The sequence below is a fragment of the Paenibacillus planticolens genome, assembly GCF_013141725.1.
Taxonomy (GTDB): domain Bacteria; phylum Bacillota; class Bacilli; order Paenibacillales; family NBRC-103111; genus Paenibacillus_E; species Paenibacillus_E planticolens.
The window spans coordinates 119,977-136,771 of sequence record NZ_WHNZ01000026.1; the positions used below are offsets into that span (position 1 = coordinate 119,977).

14 protein-coding genes are annotated in these 16,795 nt (G+C 48.3%); 13 read left to right on the top strand and 1 reads right to left on the bottom strand.

Annotated features, from left to right (window positions below; genetic code table 11):
- Nucleotides 1-83: 83 nt before the first annotated feature.
- The 7 genes from GC097_RS13830 (at nt 84) to GC097_RS13860 (ending at nt 8,427) form a co-directional block, all read left to right on the top strand.
- On the top strand, nt 84-1,352 hold the full coding sequence (locus tag GC097_RS13830; RefSeq protein ID WP_171683881.1) for an ABC transporter substrate-binding protein: 1,269 nt from the start codon (nt 84-86) through the stop codon (nt 1,350-1,352).
- An 89-nt stretch (nt 1,353-1,441) separates the two neighbouring features.
- A complete protein-coding gene (locus tag GC097_RS13835; RefSeq protein WP_216625764.1) occupies nt 1,442-2,335 on the top strand; it encodes a carbohydrate ABC transporter permease in 894 nt (297 codons plus the stop codon).
- Between the two features lie 17 nt (nt 2,336-2,352).
- Entirely contained in the window at nt 2,353-3,231 is an 879-nt protein-coding gene (locus tag GC097_RS34965; RefSeq protein ID WP_171683882.1) for a carbohydrate ABC transporter permease, read from the top strand.
- 52 nt (nt 3,232-3,283) lie between these two features.
- The gene (locus GC097_RS13845) at nt 3,284-5,899 is read left to right on the top strand and encodes a GH116 family glycosyl-hydrolase (protein WP_171683883.1); all 2,616 of its coding nucleotides are present in this window, start codon (nt 3,284-3,286) and stop codon (nt 5,897-5,899) included.
- A gap of 61 nt (nt 5,900-5,960) precedes the next feature.
- Complete coding sequence (locus GC097_RS13850; RefSeq protein ID WP_171683884.1) at nt 5,961-6,797, top strand: nucleotidyltransferase domain-containing protein; 837 nt, start codon at nt 5,961-5,963, stop codon at nt 6,795-6,797.
- Nucleotides 6,798-7,219: 422 nt separating this feature from the next.
- Complete coding sequence (locus GC097_RS13855; RefSeq protein WP_171683885.1) at nt 7,220-7,729, top strand: GrpB family protein; 510 nt, start codon at nt 7,220-7,222, stop codon at nt 7,727-7,729.
- Between the two features lie 233 nt (nt 7,730-7,962).
- Nucleotides 7,963-8,427 carry a GNAT family N-acetyltransferase gene (locus GC097_RS13860; protein WP_171683886.1) on the top strand — a complete coding sequence of 155 codons (465 nt, stop codon included), beginning with the start codon at nt 7,963-7,965 and terminating at the stop codon, nt 8,425-8,427.
- A 68-nt stretch (nt 8,428-8,495) separates the two neighbouring features.
- On the opposite strand, the gene GC097_RS13865 is transcribed toward GC097_RS13860, so the two are convergent.
- Nucleotides 8,496-8,912 (bottom strand): GNAT family N-acetyltransferase, encoded by a 417-nt coding sequence (locus GC097_RS13865; RefSeq protein ID WP_171683887.1) that lies wholly within the window; start codon nt 8,910-8,912, stop codon nt 8,496-8,498.
- A gap of 227 nt (nt 8,913-9,139) precedes the next feature.
- On the opposite strand from GC097_RS13865, the gene GC097_RS13870 reads away from it, so the two are divergent.
- From GC097_RS13870 to GC097_RS13895, 6 genes are all read left to right on the top strand, one after another.
- Nucleotides 9,140-11,287 carry an ABC transporter transmembrane domain-containing protein gene (locus GC097_RS13870; protein ID WP_171683888.1) on the top strand — a complete coding sequence of 716 codons (2,148 nt, stop codon included), beginning with the start codon at nt 9,140-9,142 and terminating at the stop codon, nt 11,285-11,287.
- Nucleotides 11,288-11,320: 33 nt separating this feature from the next.
- Complete coding sequence (locus GC097_RS13875; protein ID WP_171683889.1) at nt 11,321-11,839, top strand: hypothetical protein; 519 nt, start codon at nt 11,321-11,323, stop codon at nt 11,837-11,839.
- A gap of 180 nt (nt 11,840-12,019) precedes the next feature.
- Nucleotides 12,020-12,517, top strand: a complete 498-nt coding sequence (locus GC097_RS13880) for a hypothetical protein (RefSeq protein WP_171683890.1) — start codon at nt 12,020-12,022, stop codon at nt 12,515-12,517.
- Nucleotides 12,518-13,102: 585 nt separating this feature from the next.
- On the top strand, nt 13,103-14,335 hold the full coding sequence (locus GC097_RS13885; RefSeq protein WP_171683891.1) for a TolB family protein: 1,233 nt from the start codon (nt 13,103-13,105) through the stop codon (nt 14,333-14,335).
- A 120-nt stretch (nt 14,336-14,455) separates the two neighbouring features.
- Nucleotides 14,456-16,078, top strand: coding sequence for a sensor domain-containing diguanylate cyclase (locus GC097_RS13890; RefSeq protein WP_171683892.1), 1,623 nt, complete (start codon nt 14,456-14,458; stop codon nt 16,076-16,078).
- A complete protein-coding gene (locus GC097_RS13895) occupies nt 16,075-16,731 on the top strand; it encodes a hypothetical protein (RefSeq protein WP_171683893.1) in 657 nt (218 codons plus the stop codon). Before GC097_RS13890 ends, GC097_RS13895 begins: the two co-directional genes overlap by 4 nt.
- The last annotated feature ends 64 nt before the right edge of the window (nt 16,732-16,795 follow it).

Consider the following 16,795-nt stretch of genomic DNA (forward strand, 5'->3'; position numbering starts at 1 on the left):
CACATCGTAGAAAGGCATCAGGCCGCACCGGTTCAACCATTCCGGAAGCGCGGCGCCACAATCTGTTAAGGATGGTGCCCAGTATGAAAAAGGTTTGGACCTTTGTACTCATTTTTGCCCTCGGGTGGTCGCTAGTCGCATGCAGTTCTGAAAGTACAACCACTTCGTCGAAATCAGGCAAAGCCGAATTAACGTTAGTTTGGAGCAAAAATGAAGCCTCCGATGAGCAATTATCCAATATTTTAGCTGAGTTTAATAAGCAAAATCCGGATATTACCGTCAAGAGGGTTGAAGTCGTCAGCAGCGGTTGGGCTGATTATTTCAATAAAATTCAGACGATGATTGCCGGCGGCAAATCGCCTGACGTCATTCGCGTTGCGATCGAAGGTATTCAGATGTTTGCCAAACAGGAGTTGCTGCTCCCACTGGATACCTACATGAAATCAGATCCGGCCGCACTGGAAAATTACAGTGATTTGCATCCAAAGCTTCAGTCGCCTTTTGTCATCGATAATAAAACATACGGTTTCGTTTGGGACTGGAATAACGTCGTGATGCACTTTAACACAGATATGCTTAAGCAAGCTGGATTGTCTGTGCCGAATAAAAGCTGGACCAAAGATGATTTCCTTCAGTACGCACAGAAGCTGACCACGGAAAAGGACAGCAAAAAGACATACGGATTTGCGATTCCGAACTATTATTTCGGCGCTTCCGCATGGTTGTTTAACAATAATGCCAGTGTTCTGAACGATGAAATGACAACAAGTAAACTAGACGATCCAAATGCCATCGAATTGATGCAATTTTTCCAGGATCTCATTTATACATATAAGGTCGCCCCGGTTCCTGGACCGAAGGATGATCAAATCCAGATGCTGATCAACGGGCAGGTTGGGATGATTTCAGCAGGCAAATGGCCATTCGGAACGTATGACAAAAATAAATTCACAAACATTGATGTACAGTTCCTGCCGACGCTCAAGACGAACAAAGTTATTTTCGGTTCCGGTGCGTTTCCCGTACTGAAATCGACCAAACATCCGGAAGCCGCCTATAAGCTTTCAGCCTTTCTCAGCGGCGTCTATTCACAGAAAACAACGCTTTCCAACACATCCATTCCTACTCGCATTTCCGTTATGAATGAAGTATTGCCCAAAACGCCGGCTCAAAACTGGAAAGTATACGCAGAAAGCGCCGATATTGCCAAAGCGGTAGAGGCTCCTATGCAATACGGGGAAATTCAAGGCGTATTCGACCGGCATGTATCCGAAATCTTGGCCAATCAGTCTGATGCGGCGACAGCGATGAAAAAGGCCAAACAAGAAATCGACGCTATCCTGAAAAAATGACGCCGAATCGTTGACAGCCAGGCGATCCGCCCGGAACGCCTCGGTCAGATCGGATCGCCCGGCTTCACGGTTCATGGGAGGAGTCAAGCGTGGGAACCTATCGCAAAATGTCTAATACGGTTGCAGGTTTGTTATTTCTGGCGCCGGCCCTGCTATTTTTTGTACTATTTATCGGTGAGCCGGTTGTGGCAACTCTTTACTTGAGCTTTACGAAATACAACATCATTACGCCAGCCAAGTGGATCGGTTTTGATAATTTCAAGCATTTGTTCTCGGATGGCCGGTTATGGCTAACGTATGGAAATACGCTGAAGTATGTGTTGATTTTAACGCCTATGCACGCGATCTGCGGTCTCCTGATTGCATTAGCGGTAAACAGGAATATCGCCAAAGGGTGGAAATATGTGTACCGTACCATCTTTTATTTCCCGGTGTTAGCGACTTCAGCAGCAGTTGCGGTTGCTTGGCAGTATATCTTCAGCAAAGATTTTGGCATACTGAATTACGTGTTAGGCAAATTTGGCGTAAGTCCAATCCCCTGGATGCAGTCTCCCCATTGGGTTTACGTGGCTGTAGCGATCTATAGCTTTTGGAAATTTATCGGCAATGCTTTCCTATATTACTTAATTGGCCTTCAAAGCATTCCGGCCGCTTTATATGAAGCCGCTGAAATCGACGGCGCGAACAAGACGCAGCGCTTTTTCTCCATCACACTGCCCATGCTTTCTCCAACCATTTTCTTTGTCTTGGTAACAACCTTGATTGGAGCGACACAAATCTTTGATGAGCCGTATCTGATCACATCGGGCGGGCCGGGGGACGCATCGCGTTCCGTGAATATGTACATATATGAAGTGGCGTTCCAGCATCATGAAATGGGGTACGCATCTACGCTTTCGCTAAGTCTGTTCTTCATCATTCTGTGCGTTACGGTCATTCAATTTTCCATAAGCAATAAATGGGTCAATTACGATCGGGATTAGGAGAGGAGTTGATACGTGTGGAGGCTTCCAATCTGCAAAGGGCAGGGACTGGAGCTAGAACGGGCGCCATGCGGGGATTTAAGCCGGAACGCATCTTTTTAGATGGCGTACTGCTGTTGTTATCCTTTCTCATGCTGACCCCCTTCCTGTGGATATTCTCCACCTCGCTGCGCTTGCCGAAAGATTCGTTCTCGCTGCCGCCTGCGATCTTTCCGACAGCGTGGCATATCGGCAACTATGCAGAGGTGTTTGCGAAGGTGCCGTTTTTCGATTTCATATCCAACAGCTTGAAAATATGCTTGATAATCGTATTGGGGCATATTTTTATTTCCAGTATGGCGGCTTTTGCCTTTTCTCGAATCGCTTTTCCGGGCCGCAATGCCCTGTTTCTCATTTTTCTCTCCGGGCTTATGATTCCGGGACAAGTGACGATCATCCCCCAGTTTATTCTTATGTCCAAGTTAGGCCTCGTCGATACGCATTTGGCGCTTATTTTGCCGGGACTTATTAATCCTTTCGGTATTTTCATGATTCGGCAGACGATGATGTCCATATCTAGTACGTATGATGAAGCCGCTTATATGGATGGGGCAAGCCGGATATGGGTGTTCCTGAAAGTCATTCTTCCGATGTCGTATCCGGCGGTAGCCGTGACTTCGGTCATTAGCTTTATCGGGCATTGGAACGATTTTTTCCGGCCGCTTATCTTTCTGAATTCGTTTGAGAAAATGACGCTGCCGATCGGCATGACCGCTTTAAGCGGGGCGTTTGGAACTGGGAACCTTTCGGCCATTCTTGCAGGGGTGACGTTGTCACTCGTCGTGCCGCTGCTTTTCTACCTATTTGGACAAAAGTATTTGCTGGATGGCATTACGGCAGGCGGATTAAAAATGTAAGTGCGCACTAGAAACCAGATCTCTATCATGAGGAGTTTGAGGAGGCAATCATATGAGCAATAATGGGTCAAATAAGCAGTTCGGTATGGAGAAAAATTTTGTATATTCAGGTGCCAAAACGAGTCAAATCTCGTTTCCGCTCGGCGGGATAGGTACGGGCAGCATCGGCTTGGCTGGAAACGGGCGGCTGATCGATTGGGAGATTTACAACCGGCCGAATAAGCTGAGCTTTAACGGTTTCTCCTTTTTTGCTGTAAAAGCGGAACGTCAAGGCGAGGTGATCCTCACCAAGGTGCTGAACGGAGATTTGCAGACGCCATATACAGGCGAAGGCAAAGGGAAATTTGAAGGCTACGGTTATGGTCCTAGACGGGAGAACATGGCTGGATTCCCGCATTTTTCGAATACGTCTTTTCGCGGTGAATTTCCGTTTGCCGAAATGACGTTCGACGATAGCGATGACCCCATTCATGTCAAGTTGACAGCTTTTAATCCGTTCATACCGCTCAATGACCGGGATTCATCGATTCCCTGCGCTATTTTTGAGTATGAGGTGACGAATCGCTCCACGGATGAACTAGCGCTCAGTGTGGTAGGTAATTTGACGAATCCGCTTCGTAAGGGCGCGGTTAATGAGGCCGTCGAGGTGGATGGACGAAGAGCGATTCGGATGTCTTCCGTTCATTATGAAGAGGACGATGCCGACTTCGGTGATTTGACAATGCTTGCCGATCATGATGACGTCAGCTATCAGTCCTATTGGTTCCGTGGCAGCTGGTTCGATAACTTGACCGTATTTTGGAAAGATTTTCGGCGACCGGGCCGCTTTCAGGAGCGGCATTATGAAGCAGCGAGTGATCTCGATCCGAAAAGAGCGCACGAAAAACACCAGGATGTCGGCCTGCTGAGCGGCCATCGTACAGTGGCGCCTGGAGAAAAAGCTACTTTTAGATTCATCCTGTCATGGAGTTTTCCGAATTGTGTTAATTTCTGGAATCCGGTCGGGAACCAGCTGCCTTCATGGAAAAATTATTATTCGACGATTTTCCGGGATTCTACGGATACGGCGAAATACGTCATGAGAAACTATGAGCGATTGCATGCTGAGTCGCGATTGTTTAAGGATACGCTTTTTGCGTCTACGTTGCCCGATATCGTTCTTGATGCGATCAGCGGAAATATTTCGATTCTGAAATCTCCTACCGTGCTGCGTTTGACGGATGGGACATTATACGGTTTTGAGGGCGTGCATACCAATGAAGGTTCTTGCGAAGGCTCTTGCACGCACGTATGGAATTACGAGCAGGCTACGGCTTTCTTGTTCCCGGCGCTGGCGCGATCGATGCGAAACATCGATTACACCTATGCCCAGTTCGATAATGGGAAAATGGCGTTTCGCCTCATGCTGCCGGCCGAGAGGACGACGCACGATAACAAGTTCAGAGCTGCTGCGGATGGTCAAATGGGCGGCATCATTAAGTCCTATCGCGAATGGAAAGTTTCCGGCGACACGCAGTGGCTGCGATCCCTTTGGCCCAACATTCGCAAGGCGCTCGAATTTGCCTGGGAGCCAACCAACGAGGACCAGTGGGATGCCGACAAGGACGGCGTGATGGAAGGGCGGCAGCACCATACGCTTGATATGGAATTGTTCGGCCCGAACTCCTGGCTGACGAGCATGTACTTGACGGCTTTGAAGGCAGCGGCAGAGATGGCGAATGCGCTCGGCGAGCCGGAGAAAGCGGCGGAGTACGATGCGATCAGGCGCAAGGGCGCGGCATGGACGAATGAGAATTTGTTCAACGGCCGGTTTTTCCATCAAAAGGTCGATCTCAAAGACCGGTCTGTTCTCGAAAAATATGGCGCGGAAACCGTGTATTGGAACGAAGAGGCTGGCGAGCATAAATATCAAATCGGTGAAGGCTGCGGCATTGATCAGGTGCTTGGCCAGTGGTTCGCTCATCTGGTAGGCCTTGGCTATGTGCTGGATTCTGCCAAAGTAAAGCGTGCGGTCCAGTCTATTTATGAGAACAATTATATAGAGAATTTAGGCGACCACCCGAACGCTTGCCGCATCTATGGGTTAAATGACGAATCCGGTCTCGTGATCTGCTCTTGGCCAGACGCGAACTCTCCGATTGTACCTGTTCCCTATGCAGAAGAATGCATGAACGGCTTTGAATATCAGGCTGCATGCCATATGATTTATGAGGGATATGTGACGGAAGGGCTGCGCGTTGTGAAGTCGATTCGCGACCGGTATGACGGAGAACGCCGCAACCCGTGGAACGAATTCGAATGCGGCAGCAATTACGCGCGGTCCATGGCCTCTTTCGGATTGCTGCTTGCGCTGAGCGGTTTCGAGTATGATATGGTTCAACGACATATCGGTTTTAGTCCGAAATGGCAGGAGGGCGATTTCAGCTCTTTTTGGAGCTTGAACGACGGCTGGGGCGAGTTCCGCTGCTCGGACGGACAACTGGAGCTGGAAGTTAAGATGGGGAGCCTTGTGCTATCCAGCTTTGGAAGCGGATTGTTGACAGGTCGAGATGTTCAGAGCGTCATGCTTGGCGGGGCTGCTATCGCGTTTGAGCACAACGAAGGGAAACTTTTATTTAAAGAAAAGTTAGTTCTTGAACCGCACAAGACGCTTGTCGTACAGTTGTAATATCAAGGTATGCGATTAGACGGTCCGGCAAGGGGCGGCCTGTCCAGGGAGGCGATGGCATATGGAAGCGAATGATGTGATTCAGTCAGTCGTGGGGCAGCTGCAAAACGTGGAAGGAATCGCCGCAATCGTATTAGGCGGCTCAAGAGCCTGCGGCACGGAAACGCAGGAGTCTGATATCGACATCGGCGTGTACTACCGGCTTGAGCGGCCAATCGACATTGTGGCGCTTGAGAAGATAGCCGAGGCTATGGATGACGAGCGCCGCAGCGGTCTTATTACGCCTATTGGCGGTTGGGGGCCATGGATTAACGGCGGCGGCTGGCTGACAACCGGCGGTTTTCCCTTGGATGTGTTGTATCGGGATGCCGCCAAAGTGTCTGGCGCCATTGACGATTGCCGGCAGGGGAGGATCGATATCCATTATCAGCCCGGGCATCCGCATGGCTTCTGCACATCGATCTATATGGGGGAAGTCGCGCGCTGCCGGCCGCTCTGGGATCCGGAGGGACTCGTCGCTGAGCTGAAAGCGAAGACAGTGCCTTATCCGGATGCGCTGCGGCAAGCGACAATCTCGAAATTTCTTTGGGAAGCTGAATTTTCGCTTGCTAACGCTAGCAAAGCATTAAGCCGCAACGATGTTTCTTATGCGGCGGGGCATCTGTTTCGAACCGTAAGCTGCATGGTTCAAGTCTTGTTTGCCTGCAACGGGGAGTATTTGCTGAATGAGAAGGGGGCCGTTGCTTCGTGCAAGCGGTTTGGAGCGGCTCCCGCTGAGTTCGAAAGGCGCGTCCAGGAAGGATTCGCCTGTTTATCCGCCGCTCGTTCGGATTTAACGAAGGCGATTGCGCTTTTCGCAGCGCTCGTTCGCGAAACGCAAGCCTTTGCTTCCAAGTGAAGCGTGGGAAGAGGATGGGGATGGGGAAATAGATCCGCTGACGCTGTTCCGTGCTGTAAGAAAGAGGAACTATGGTACTCTATTTTTCCCATTTGGGTATTTTTTCCGGGTTAGGCGGAACTACAGGGCCTTATTTGCCCGATGGTGGCCGGATTTCGCCAAATTCGGCAAAATAGCGGACCGTAGTTCCCTACCCAAGGTGAGATGGCCACTTTTTGGGAGAATAACGGATCATAGTTCCTTTTCAGCTTCCTCAATGTGCGGATGATGGGTCCCGGAAAAAATTCCGGGATTTGTTTATTTTGCTTTGCGGATATCGGAAGGCAGGCCATGGGGGGAAAGCGAATAAAGAGTAGGCCAGCGTTATTTTTGCTGCAATCAGTCGGTGTATGTGGTATATAACATTCCTAAGGAGGGGCTGTATGTCAACCAAAGTCATTGTCACAGAATACAATCCTAATTGGGTTCGCATATTTGAAGAATTACGAAGTTTCGTTCTACCGGTTTTGAGTGACCTTATTGTGACCATCGAACACGTTGGGAGTACTTCGGTTCCGGGTTTAGCGGCAAAGCCGATTGTAGATATGGACGTTGTTGTGCCGACTAGGCGGGATGTCCAGCTTGCGATTCAAAGGCTCGCCACACTGGGATATGTGCATGAAGGCGATTTGGGAACGCCTGGACGGGAGGCTTTTATTCCGCCGGATGGCGTCATTTGGCATCATTTGTACGTATGCACGCTGAACAACGCAGAATATAAGCGGCATATCGCTTTTCGGGATTATTTGAGAAAGCATCCCAATGCCGCAGTTGAATACGGTCGATTGAAAATTGAACTCGCGCAGCGCTTTCATCACGATCGGTCAGCCTATTCTAAGGGCAAAAGCGAATTTGTAGAAGGCATACTCGCCATAAGCGGAAGCTATGAATGAATCCGCAATTGCCTAATCGTCATGGCAGCATTGTTCTCATGATTAGAATGTTTTGATCTTAAAAGGGTATTTTTTAAAATATAAAAAGAGGATATAATGGAAGGTAGAGCGGATTATACTAGGCAAGGAACGATAATTTGCATAACAAGTGACTGTTGAGGCTCATACATCGGATAGGCGTGTAAACTAATATAACGTATCCATAGAGAGCAATAAAAAAGGAGAGATTGGGAATGACTGCTTTTGAAATTAAAGTTGACGATTTAACCGGACCTGAGGTGACGGCATTAATCTTGGAACATCTGAAGGGGATGTCGGAACTTTCTCCACCGGAAAGCATGCACGCTCTGAATATCGATGGATTGAAAAAGCCGGAAGTGACATTTTGGAGCGCATGGGAAGGGGATCAATTAGCCGGTTGCGGGGCGATGAAAGAACTTGATGCCGGACACGGTGAGATAAAATCCATGCGAACGTCTTCGGCCCATCTAAGAAAAGGTGTCGCCAAACAGCTTCTTGAACATATCGTTGGGGAAGCAAAACGGCGTGGGTATAACCGGCTAAGTTTGGAAACAGGCTCTATGATAGAATTCGAAGCAGCCAGAAAACTGTATGAGCGCTTCGGGTTTCAATATTGCGGACCGTTTTCGAATTATACAGAGGATCCACTTAGCACATTTATGACAAAAGAGCTATAAAAATAAAAAGGCTGCGGGACCCATCGGTCTCGGCAGCCTTTTTAATGCCGTTATATCGCAAGTCAATCCTAAGGCGTTTTTGAATATACGAAGAAACCGCTTCTTTTTTCCCACCCCGCAGCCGTCCAGAACGAATGGCCAACGTCATTATTTTCAAGTACGAAAATGTGACACTTCTCAATGCCCAGTTCTCTTAGTTGGCTTAAACTCGAGTCTACGAGACGCTGACCAATGCTTTGTTTACGATAGTTTGGATTTACGGCCAGATGATAAATAAACCCTCGTCTTCCGTCGTGCCCTGCTAATATGGTGCCAATAATCTTGTCTTCCGCTTCGCAGACGAAGCAGAATCCCTTATTGCGGTGCAGATAGCTTTCAATATTTGGTTTGGAATCTGCGTCGCTGAGTACGAGACCTTCAATTTGGCTCCAAAGCAGAAAGGATTTTTCATAATCCTCTATGGTCATTTCTCTGATTGTCGACATTGGTCTATGATCGGTATCCTTGTTTTCGATTATATTTCACCTCCGGTCAACGTTGAATGATACATGGGCTTTGGCAAAGCTTTGCATTTATCATGAAGTATAGGTTAATAGAATTTGGTTTGCAATCGAGGATTTATTGGCAGATTTTGTCGTTCGGAGTGATCGAAGCGATTTACAGTCAAAAAGAACTAAGGTAATCTATGGAGAGCGGGAGGTGGCGATATCCATTGCCGTTCATCAAGACGATGCTGCGCCATTGTGCACAGCATAAGCTTTTGTCTGTCCTATTCTTAGGCAGTATGTTCATTGAAATTGCGTATGCGGTTGCATCGCCGTTAAGTTTGAAATATTTGGTGGATGACGCATTCACGCCTAAAGATCTCCATGCGTTCATTTTCATCCTTACGCTGCTGCTTTGCGGAGGCTTTCTTAACATTTGCGCCAGCGCAATGGGCGACTACTCACTAGGCAAGCTCAGCGGGGAATTTATCCGCAAATTGCGGGTAGAATTGTTCGATCATATGCAAAAACAGTCGCTCCCGTTTTATCAACGTTACAAGGTCGGCGATCTGGTCACGCGCTTCGCTGCGGATATGGGCGCGATGGAAAGAGTGGTCCGTATTACGTATCCTTTCATGCTGAAGGAAGCGTTAAGTGTGGTCCTCGGGCTAGCGATGCTTTTTGCAATTAACTGGAAGCTGACGCTGGCAATGTTGGCTGGCTCTTTGCTCATGCTGGTCGGACCAAAACTGCTACAGGGGCGGGCGGAAGCCGCCAACGCAGGCTACAAGGATGCGCAAGAACGTTTCGCCAATACGATTGACGAGATCGTCAAGGGACACAAAACGATCAAAAGCTTGCACCAGCAGGCAAGCATCCGGGAACGTGCGCGCAGACAGATGAAAGATCTGTTCACCTTCGGATTTAAGCTGCATATGACCGGATCTTTGATTGAGCGGTTGCCGCTTACGGCGCTGCTTATTTTGAACGGCATTATGATCGGTTTCGGCGGATATTTCATCTTTAACGATGAGATTACGGTCGGCGGCTTTATGGCGTTTTTTACGTTGTTTATGGCCGTAGGCCAGTCTGGTTCCAATTTGTCGGCGCTCATTCCGAATGTCATCGATGCGAGCATCAGTTTCCGGCGTGTGGGGGAAATATTCGAGCAGCAGCCTGACGTTCCTGAGGCGGAGTCCCCGTTAACGCTTCCTTCGTCCTTTACGTCTGTTCGAATGGATCGCGTGACGTTCGGGTATACCGAAGATTCGGATCAATTGAGGGAAGTAAGCCTGGACATCCGGGCAGGAACGTATGTAGCGCTCGTCGGGCCGAGCGGATCGGGCAAAAGCACGGCGCTGCAGTTGATTTCACGCTTTTACGATCCTAAGGAAGGCACGGTATCGATTAACAATTGCGACCTTCGCGATGTAAGCGAGGCATCATTGAGGAAGCTATCCACGCTCGTTGCTCAGGATACGTTTTTGTTCAATGCAACGATTCGCGACAATTTGCTGCTGGACAACCCCGATGCTACGGAAGCTGATATGGTTGAGGCGGCGAAGCAGGCGAAAATCCACGATCTCATCGCCGGTTGGCCAGGTGGCTACGACACGCTAATCCACCATGAGGGCGGCTCATTGTCGGGCGGGGAACGGCAGCGACTATCCATCGCAAGGGCGCTTCTGCGAAAACCGAAGCTGCTGCTGCTCGATGAGGTTACATCGGCATTGGACCCGGGAACTGAAGCCGAAATTAATGGGTTAATCGGGCAAAGCCGAAAGGACAAAACGATCATTTCCGTTACGCACAGGCTCGCTTCAGTTGTTCAGGCCGATGCCATCTATGTGTTTAAGGAAGGGCGGATCGTCGAAAGAGGCACCCATCGCGAGCTGCTGGAACAAAACGGGCACTATGCAGGCATGTGGGAGAAACAGATGGGGTTTCATCTGTCTCAAGACGGCCTTCATGCAACGGTGGATGTCGACCGGCTGGCCAAATTGCCATTCTTCCATGGCATTGAGCGCTCGTTTCTCGGCGATATCGCAACCTTGTTCACAACGGAAATGTGCAAGGAGGGCGAGGCGGTCGTCCGAGAAGGAGAAGAGGGCAATAAATGCTACATTATCGTCCGTGGCAAGTTCGAAGTATTGAAACATGTGCCCGGCAAGGGGGAAATTCGAGTTGCCGCCCTGCAGGACGGGGATCATTTCGGCGAAGTTGCGCTGCTTCGAAATACGCCGAGGAATGCAACCGTGAAGGCACTCAGTCCTGCGGTATTGCTTTCGGTCAGACGGGAAGCTTTTCACCGGTTGACCGATGAACATCCGCAAATTGTACGGACTTTAGAACAGACACTAGCGAGCCGGTTGTAACGGCTCGCTTCCGGAGGAGTGGAGGATAACCCAATGACGGCGATGTCTTGCAAGCGCTGCGTAACCGACGATGATTTCGCACAAGCCAGTTTATTTTTTCTAGCTAACCGACGTGACATGCATCCTTCCTATTCAACAATCGATACCATAACGTTGTTGTACAGATACATGAAGCAAGGCAGGATCATCCAGGCGTTGGATCGGGACGAACGGATGATAGGGGTATCCGCCTATTATCACGGAACTCCCGAACATGATTTTGAAGATAAGCATATCGCATTAATGGACATGGCTGTTTTGAGCCGGACTCACCGGGGGTCACGGATGTTCCTGAAAGGACTTTCCTTCATGGTTGACGAAATCACCGCCGGCGAACCGGATGTCCAAGAAATACAGCTTGCGGCTCTTGCGGACAATGTATATTTATGCCGATTATATGCCAAGTTTACCGATTCTAGCCGTGAATTCGACAGCGAAATGGGCAAACAAGTCATTTTTAGTGTCAAAATTAACAATCTGAAGGCTTTTTTAGATAAATATAAAAAGGTATAATATTCATATGACAGTATAAAAATCAATGAAGGAGGCGTTACTCATGATCGTGATTCCACCAAGCATTAAAGACAATTCGAACAAAAAAGGCGGCAGCTTCGGTAAAATCGTTAAAGACAACGAGAGTTTGCGGGCTAATCCTAGCTAATGGCCTTTCAATTCCGGTCCTGCGAATTCGAAATGGATTACGAAGCTTATATGAAGTTTCTGCTGCAGCATCATGATCAGTTAAAATTGCCGTATCCTTTTGCTATGAAGCTTTCTTTCATGAGCAGTCCTTTGGAGTTCGGCAAAGCTATGCTGATCTTAAGCGAGGAGCCTTACGAATTTGTAGGTGCTGTAGGTGTTGTGTACGGTACCGGAGCCAATGACTACGAGGATCGTCATATATGCCAGATTGAGATTGCGTTCATTCGGGAGCAGTTCCGCCGAACTTCGCTGTTTCTACGAGGATTAGAGGCACTTATTCGCATGATAAAAGCGAGCAACTCCGACGTTGAACAAATCCAGTTCTGGGCTTCTGCCGATAATGAAGAGCTGGAGCGGCTTGTTTCCCGTTGGAGTTCTCTGCCAGGTTACAGTCGATCGATTGTGAACAACTTGGCGTTCTATACGATTCCGTTCGCAGAGCTGGAAGCTTACTGTGGGCGGTTTGGATCGGGTATAAGCAAGGAGTAGTTGCATAGGCAACTACTCTTTTTTGAGTGTTTGGGGGAAGCTGTGCTTCCCCATAATGTAATACTTGAGAGTGAATAAGTCATGTAATGCACGGATGGCGAGTCTCCATGCCCCACTGGAGGAGAGGGGGAACTACAGGGCGCTATTTTGCTAGAAATAGCCCTTTAGTCAAGGGGAAGGGAACTAGAGTCCGCTATTTCACCAATCAGAGCAGCTAGTTAGACCATTGAGGTGAAATAAGACCCTGTAGTTCCCCTCGGGCGCCCGAATTTCCGCTTTTTACCTAAATAAGGGAATGAAGTTCCACGGATAGGATGGTCGAAGGAGATCCGGAAGTTCCACCTCAGTTGGGAAAGAGAGAAGCTCAAGGCAGCACAAAGTTGAACAATAAGAGACCATGTAAGAGGAGCCAATTACTGGGGTCAAACTTGAATAATACGACAAAAGCTAAACAGAAAGTAAAGAATCGCAAAAGGACCGTTAGGGTGAAACATCCCTGACGGTTTTTCTTATACTTACCCTCAGGAATAAATTGGATTCCAATGCAGAAAATACTTTTATAGCACGCATGAGGGAGGTCCGTAGATGAAGATAAAAATGTTGGTGACGAGTATCGTGATGTCTTTCTTATTGAGCAATACCGGGTTTGCCGAACCGAGGTCATCCCTGCAAGCTGCCTTTGTTCGCGGCGATAATTTGTGGCTTAAGAAAGACGGTCAAGAGATGCGGTTAACGGAAAGCAAGAAGGTCAGCAGCCCCAAATGGTCATCTGACGGAAAATTCATCGCGTATTCCCTTGGCGAAGGGCAGCATGAGATTTGGGTGTACAGTTTGGAGACGAAACAGCACTACCTCGTCTACCCTGGCGGCGACCGTTTCTGGTGGTCCCCTACCAAGAACTATCTCGCTTTTAAACTCGATGGCGTTTTAAATACCGCAAAAGTCGATCGCGATAAAGTCGAACCCTTTAAGAACGTTGCTTTGGGGGTTGACAACTATTCGTGGCTCCCCGATGGCAGCGGCTTTCTAGTCTCCTCGCCTGCTCAGCTGCGTCCGTCCGGTTGGACGAACGTCGAGTTGTATACGGTTCCGGCAGACGCCAATATGGATCGGAGCAAGATAAAACCTTTTTATACACTTCCTTCGGAGTCATCCCGTTTTTTTGCAGTGGGCACCAGCCTGTTCAAATGGTCAAACGACAAGAAGTGGATCTCATTCACAGCGAACCCAACCGCATCATTATCAGCAGATGGCAATGTGTTATGCGTGCTGTCTTCGGACGGCAATCATTTTCAACAATTGGATAACATGCTTCATTACCCACAATGGTTTGGTTGGGCGCCTGTAAAATCCAGACTTGCTTATATTGAAGGGGAGGGCCGAATGGCCGTTCAGAATAAACATCTGAAGCTTAAAGATCTCCCAGCCATGAAACCAGCATCCTATACGCCCCAGGGATACGCTGATCGCGATTTTACTTGGGAGAATGACCGGATGATCATTGTTTCAAGATCGAAGGAGTTGAGTGGGGATACCGTTTGGCCGCTTCCGGCATTGTTTCAGGTGAGCATTTCAAACAAGGAGCAGAAGCAGCTCACAAATCCGCCGGAGAAAAACGGAGACTTCGGACCTTATATGCTTAGAAAAAATAACAGGCTGACTTGGATCCGATCGGACGGGAAGCATGCGGACGTATGGAGCTCGAATCCGGATGGGAGTTATGCGGAAATAGGCATCAAAGATTTAGACATCGGCATTCCTTATTATGGATGGAGCGACTGGAGCACAGTGTTAGCCTGGTATGATCCCCGTCGTTAGCGCCATTTATCGTTTCAGCCCGTTCGCCTTTCCGGCGTTCGGGCTGTTGTATTTTGACGAAATTTGGAATAACATTAAACGAAGAATTCTAGTGAAATATGCGCCAAAAGGAAACCCAAGATGAACGAGATCTCGCTTGATTTTTTAACGATATTGCTGCCGTCTTACATGTTTTTTTATATGGCGATTTCTGTGTATGCTCGAAATAAGGCACGCTTGCTGAACCGTGTTGCATCGCTTCTGATGTTGTCGTTGCTCTTTTACTTTATGGGAGAGTATATCAAAACGGCCCTGTTCCCGCAGTTTGAAAGGCAGATCGTGCTGTTTTGGAACGCGCCCATGCTGCTTGTAACCATTAGCCATTTAGTTTATCTTAGCATGCTTGTTGGTGGCATTAGGAAATCCATTATAAGAAAAACAGTCGTTTGGGTATACGCTGCGCCGCTGCTTTCGTTGATGCTAATGCTGCTGCGCTTCGGTCCTCACCATTTATATCAACCGAGGGTGGATGGGCTCAGTCCGTTAAATCCGCTTATGCTGGTCTTAGCGGTTTTTTTTGTCGGAAGCTATATCCTGCTCTCCATCATTATTTTGTTAGCCGCTTGGGCGACTACCCAACATCGGAAACGAAAGCAAATGCTGGCGAGACTTTTATTCAGTTTATTTCTGCTTTTTGTTTGGATTCTTGTGGTGACTCTCCTGTTAACACTGGCTTATATAACGAGCTCGATCTCTATAGCGCTCTATTTTTCCGGCACTCTTTTATGGGTCATATCGCTTCGAGCATTAATTAGCAAATACGACTTTTTGCCCAGTTATCGTGACTTGTTTCATACGTTGTTTAAATCCGCTCCTACCGCTATTTTTCTATTGGATATGCAAGGTAGTGTCAGAGAGATGAATCCCCGGGCCGAAAGATTATTCGGCTCTCCGGCGAATGGGATAGAGCGGCTGCAAATCGCTGCAAGTCTGTATTATGAAGATGGTACGAGTTTAAAAGATAGATGGTCCGACCTTCCGGCGAAGCAAGTCAACGCGATCAATTGGGAAATGAAATTGAAGGTCCCAGGCCAAGAGGGGCTAGACATGATCGTCAGTATGGAAAATATCGAAGGAGCGGAGGAGGGGCTGATCATCCTTCATCTGACCGATATCACATCCCTTAAAGCTACGGAACGGCAGTTGGTTGAATCCGAAAGGAATTACCGGCACTTGGCGTATCACGATCCCCTGACCGGTCTCTTTAATCGGGCCGCGGTACACGAACACGTCAATCGTAAAATAGCGGATGGCGAACAATTCGCACTCATTCTAGTCGATTTAGATAACTTCAAGTCCGTCAATGATACGCATGGGCATTTGATCGGCGATGACTATTTAAAGCATATTGCCGCTTTAATGGAATTGCATGCCGGAGCGGGAGATGTTATAGGCAGAATCGGCGGGGACGAATTTGTCCTGTTAATGCCCTTGCATTCCGTTGATGAAAAACAAGTGTATCAGGAAGCGCGTGAGCGCTTATTCCCTCTTACGGACGCACCTTTTTGTTATAAGGAAATGTTGATTCCTGTTTCTTTTAGCGCCGGGGTGAGTCTGCACGCGAGTCATGCATCGGATCTCACGGCTTTGCTGCGAAAGGCGGATGAAGCGATGTATGCGGTGAAAAGGAGCGGGAAGAATGCCATTTTCCTGTATGATCCGGGTGGAACTAATTTAGTGAAAGCTGAGGCCAATGACAAATGATCATACGAATGATATTTCGGGCGGAATGGAAGCAGGGGCAAGAAGCAATTGGCAGGGAAGCATTGGAACGAAGCGGGCAAGCCCCTAAATTGGTGGAGCGGGGGAAGGTTATGACGGCCGCTGCTTATTCGTGGAGAAACAATTTATTTCTCTATTATGAATGCATGGATTGTCAAGTGACTCCCGACGAAATCGCGGGATCCGCCGTTCCCTTCCTGAAGGATTGGCCCGGCCATTCCGAACCGCGCAAGTGGATACAGATGATCGACGTGTTCCACTTTAACGAGCCGGCTAGTAACGAACACTGGTTGCGAAAGCAAACGGTAGAAAAGCGTGTCGGGAGGGTGGCGCATTTGAAGCCGGAGATGATCAGCAGTTATATATACTATCATTATCAGCTTCAGGAGGAGCGGGCTTTCACAGGTGACAAATACGAAATTATTGCGATGCATGAGAATCTCCTGTTCGGTTATCAGGAATTTCCCAAAGTCATCGAAGAGCCGGTTATGCCGGGGTGTTTGAGCACGAAGGGGACTCCGGAGAATTGGAACGATTCGCGGATGGATTTGCATTTTCAGCCGTGGGAAGAAAACGGGTATTTATACTTTAAACCGATTGAAACGGTTTTCACCTACGCTATTGGCGACTTCTAGCAAAAAGAGCTTCTATGAAAATCGATATTTATGGTACGATGCATGCATAGTCTGGAAGGGAGTT

Coding starts and splice junctions, on each gene's coding strand:
- GC097_RS13895 (WP_171683893.1), top strand. CDS start 16,075: ATGATCATACGAATGATATTTCGGGCGGAATGGAAGCAGGGGCAAGAA.
- GC097_RS13885 (WP_171683891.1), top strand. CDS start 13,103: ATGAAGATAAAAATGTTGGTGACGAGTATCGTGATGTCTTTCTTATTG.
- GC097_RS13860 (WP_171683886.1), top strand. CDS start 7,963: ATGACTGCTTTTGAAATTAAAGTTGACGATTTAACCGGACCTGAGGTG.
- GC097_RS13875 (WP_171683889.1), top strand. CDS start 11,321: ATGACGGCGATGTCTTGCAAGCGCTGCGTAACCGACGATGATTTCGCA.
- GC097_RS13845 (WP_171683883.1), top strand. CDS start 3,284: ATGAGCAATAATGGGTCAAATAAGCAGTTCGGTATGGAGAAAAATTTT.
- GC097_RS13865 (WP_171683887.1), bottom strand. CDS start 8,912: ATGTCGACAATCAGAGAAATGACCATAGAGGATTATGAAAAATCCTTT.
- GC097_RS13830 (WP_171683881.1), top strand. CDS start 84: ATGAAAAAGGTTTGGACCTTTGTACTCATTTTTGCCCTCGGGTGGTCG.
- GC097_RS13880 (WP_171683890.1), top strand. CDS start 12,020: ATGGATTACGAAGCTTATATGAAGTTTCTGCTGCAGCATCATGATCAG.
- GC097_RS13855 (WP_171683885.1), top strand. CDS start 7,220: ATGTCAACCAAAGTCATTGTCACAGAATACAATCCTAATTGGGTTCGC.
- GC097_RS13850 (WP_171683884.1), top strand. CDS start 5,961: ATGGAAGCGAATGATGTGATTCAGTCAGTCGTGGGGCAGCTGCAAAAC.
- GC097_RS13890 (WP_171683892.1), top strand. CDS start 14,456: ATGAACGAGATCTCGCTTGATTTTTTAACGATATTGCTGCCGTCTTAC.